We start from the raw sequence: 3,481 nt of genomic DNA, 5'->3' as shown, positions 1-3,481 counted from the left end.
GCCCTGCCCTGCCCCACTCCGCCCGGGATCCGATGGTGGGAGACGACCTGCCGGCGGGTGGTGGTGGTCCGAGGCCGGATATTCCGTGGCTTTCCGCTCGCTGAGGGGCAGCGGCTCAGCGCACGCCGCGCGGGCGGAACTGAACACTGATCCGCGGCCCCACCGGCCGCGCCGTCTTGGGCACGGCATGGTCCCACGTGCGCTGGCAGCTGCCTCCCATCACGAGCAGGTCGCCGTGACCCAGGTCGTGCCGGATCGTCGGACCGCCCCCGCCCCGAGGCCGCAGCAGCAACGCCCGCGGAGCACCTAGGACGGCGATCGCGACCATGGTGTCGCGGACACCGCCCGGCCCGACGCGATCGCCATGCCAGGCCACACTGTCACGCCCGTCGCGATACAGGCACAGCCCGGCGGTGGCGAAGCCCTCGCCCAGCTCGGCCGCATAGTGCTCGTCGAGGACCCGCTTCGCCGCGTCGAGCGCCGGGTCGGGCAGCGACGCACGCTCGTCGTAGAAGGCGAGCAGCCGGGGAATGTCGACGACCCTGTCGTACATCGTCCGTTGCTCCGCCCGCCAGGGGACACGATCGCGCAGCCGCTCGAAGAGCACGTCGGCTCCAACGATCCAGCGGGGCCGCACATCGACCCACGCGCCCCGCGCGAGCCCGACTCGCCGGACGGACGTCCCGAGTGGACCGACCTCGACCGCCGGGGCGTCATCAAGCAACGAGGCCTGGAACGCCGCGATCTCCATGCTTCGACATTACCAAACACACGTTCGAAGACGGGTCTGCGACAGGCCTGCCGACCCGACCGCCGTCACAGGTTGACAGGCGAGTAATCGGAGCAGGAATAGACGAAGGTAGCCGGCGGGGTCCCCTCGAACCGCATCGTTCCGATGTACGTCGCCCCCGTCAGCGACTTCCGCGAGGTCTTCAGCTCCACGACAGGCCTACGGATCCCGCCTTCCGACCGAAGGCACGACGTAGCCGGCACCCGGAGATCCGCCGCTCCCGCGGCGGCGAACAACACGACCGTCCGACCGGCTCCGACGCGTACCTCCAGCACATTCACGAAGTAGTTGTCGTCATAAACGCTCACCGCCACCGACGGCATCGTCACCGTGCCGAGGAGCGCAGGCGAGTAGTCCGCCTGGCACGAGTAGCGGAAACGGTAGCTTCCCGGCAGCGCGAGCGAGAACGTCAGTGTTCCGGAATACCGTCCGGAGAAGCTCACCGGCACCTCGGCCTGGACGGGAAACAGCCGGAACTCGCGAGAACCCGACGAGACCAGCACGCAGGATGTCCGCGGATCCCGCAGGTCGCTACGGCCGGTCGCGTCGAATCCGACCCGCAGCAGGAAGCCGTCCTGCCGGCTTCTGGTGAGGGTTGCGTAATAGTCGGCGCTGTACTGCGACACCCCGGGCGCGGCGGGGGAGAAGGAGGGCACGACGGTGAGCTCCTGGGACGGTCGGGGGGAGCCGGCTGCGATGGCCGAGCTCGTTCTCGCCCCGGTCCCCGCCCTGGTCCCCGCAGCGCTCCCCGCGCCGCTCCCCGCGCCGCTCGCGGCCGCGGACGGCGATACCCTCGGGACGCCGTCTTCCGGTCCGGTCGCGGCCACCGTCGAGGACGCGGTGCCGGTCAGGGACCCGTCGCCCGGATGGGCGCCGACACCACCGCGGGCGAGGAACACCCCGGCCAGGATCGCGAGGACGGCTGTCAACGTCCCGGCCACGAGCCACACCCGGCCCGAGAGGCGGCCAGGCGCCCCGGGCGTCCCAGGCATCCCGGGTGTCCCAGGTGTCCCAGGTGTCCCAGGCATCCCGGGTGTCCCAGGCATCCCGGAGTCGGGCCACCGCGAACCGCCTGCCTCCGGCTCGCCGACGGGCGGCAGCAGGGCCGTTGCCGGTCGCGAGACCGTAGGTACCCGCGGCAACGGCGGTGTCGGTACCTGTGCCGGCGGTGGTGCCGGTGGCGATACCGGTGCTGGCACCTGTGGCGGTACCAGCACCGGTGATGCCGGTCCCCCGGCCGCGAGGGAGGCGAGGGCGCGCGCGGCAGCCGCGGCATCCAGCCGGACTACCGGGTCCTTCTCGAGCATCGCCTCCAGCACCGGCCGGAGTGGACCGGCGAGCACGGTCGGGCGCGGCGGTTCGAACAGGATCGCGCTGAGCAGCCCGGCGGTCGTGTCGGCCTGGAACGGTAACCTCCCCTCCACCATCTGGTAAAGGGTGACTCCCAGGGAGAACACGTCACTACGTCCGTCCGCGGGCTGACCGCCGAGCCGTTCGGGAGCGACATAGGCGATGGTGCCGACCACTCCGGCGGCGGTCATCCGACTGTCGTCGTTGTGCGCGGCGATACCGAAGTCGGTGACGAGTGCCCGGCCATTCTCCGCCAGCAGGATGTTGCCCGGTTTGATGTCGCGATGAACGACGCCCTTCGCGTGGGCGAAGGCGAGGGCATCGGCGACCGCGGCTCCGATCGACGCCGTCTCATCCGGCCGTAGCCCGCCCGATCCCCGCAGCCGATCCGCTACCGACCGGGCCGGGATGATGAGGTCCATGACGATCCACGGCAGCCCGCCGTCCTCGACCACGTCATGGACGCTGACGATCCCGGGATGACCCCGAAGGCGGGCGGCGTTCATCCCTTCCCGCCGTGCGCGGGTGATCCGTTCGGTCCACTCCCCCGGCGTCGAGTCGACGGGGATCGAGACTTCCTTGAGCGCGACGTCGACCCGTAGCATCTGGTCGGTCGCCCGCCAGACGGCCCCCATCCCGCCAGCCCCGAGGCGGTCCTGGAGTCGGTAACGGCCGGCGACGACCAGTCCCGCATGGCCTACCACAGTCCTCCCCGATCCTCCCCGTACATGGCGCATATGCCGTCCGTGTCCGTTCATCGGGCAGCTCCTCCGGACGGCTACTTTAGTGAGGGAAGCACCTGTTGCGCTTTCAGTAGTCATTAGCGCTCTATGGCAGTCTATGATGGTCTTGTGAACCTCAAGGAGTGGGCCGAGTCGCAGGGCGTGGCGTACGTGACCGCGCGCCGTTGGTACGCGGCCGGTGCGCTCCCGGTTCCGGCGCGCAAGGTCGGCGGGCTGATCCTCGTCGGCGAACCTGGCCGGCCGGCGGGCGATGGATTGATCGCCGTATACGCCCGGGTGTCATCGGCTGACCAGCGCCCCGACCTGGACCGGCAAGTCGCCCGGGTGACTGCGTGGGCGACCGGGCGGAACCTGTCTGTCGACAAGGTCGTGACCGAGGTCGGCTCCGCCCTGGGCGGCCACCGCGGGAAGTTTCTCGCGCTGCTGCGCGACCCGGATGTGACGACGATCGTCGTGGAGCATCGGGACCGGTTCGCGCGGTTCGGCGCCGAGTATGTCGAGGCCGCGCTGTCCGCGTCCGGCCGCCGGCTGCTGGTGGTCGACCCGGCCGAGGTCGATGACGACCTGGTCGGTGACGTCACCGAGATCCTGACATCGA

3 protein-coding genes are annotated in these 3,481 nt (G+C 70.5%); 1 reads left to right on the top strand and 2 read right to left on the bottom strand.

What is annotated here, in order from left to right:
• Window positions 1-115: 115 nt before the first annotated feature.
• Both AC08OV_RS24070 and AC08OV_RS24065 read right to left on the bottom strand, forming a co-directional pair.
• Window positions 116-751: an alpha-ketoglutarate-dependent dioxygenase AlkB gene (locus AC08OV_RS24070; protein WP_476620375.1), complete on the bottom strand. Its 636-nt coding sequence runs from the start codon at window positions 749-751 to the stop codon at window positions 116-118.
• Between the two features lie 65 nt (window positions 752-816).
• Complete coding sequence (locus AC08OV_RS24065) at window positions 817-2,844, bottom strand: serine/threonine-protein kinase (RefSeq protein ID WP_476620374.1); 2,028 nt, start codon at window positions 2,842-2,844, stop codon at window positions 817-819.
• Window positions 2,845-2,991: 147 nt separating this feature from the next.
• Here AC08OV_RS24065 and AC08OV_RS24060 point away from each other — a divergent pair.
• On the top strand, window positions 2,992-3,481 hold a 490-nt coding region (locus tag AC08OV_RS24060), incomplete at its 3' end, for an IS607 family transposase (protein ID WP_476620373.1).

The organism is Frankia sp. CeTa3Moorea (assembly GCF_978021225.1).
Note: the sequence above shows the minus strand (reverse complement) of the source record. Positions and strands in the feature narration are given on the sequence as shown.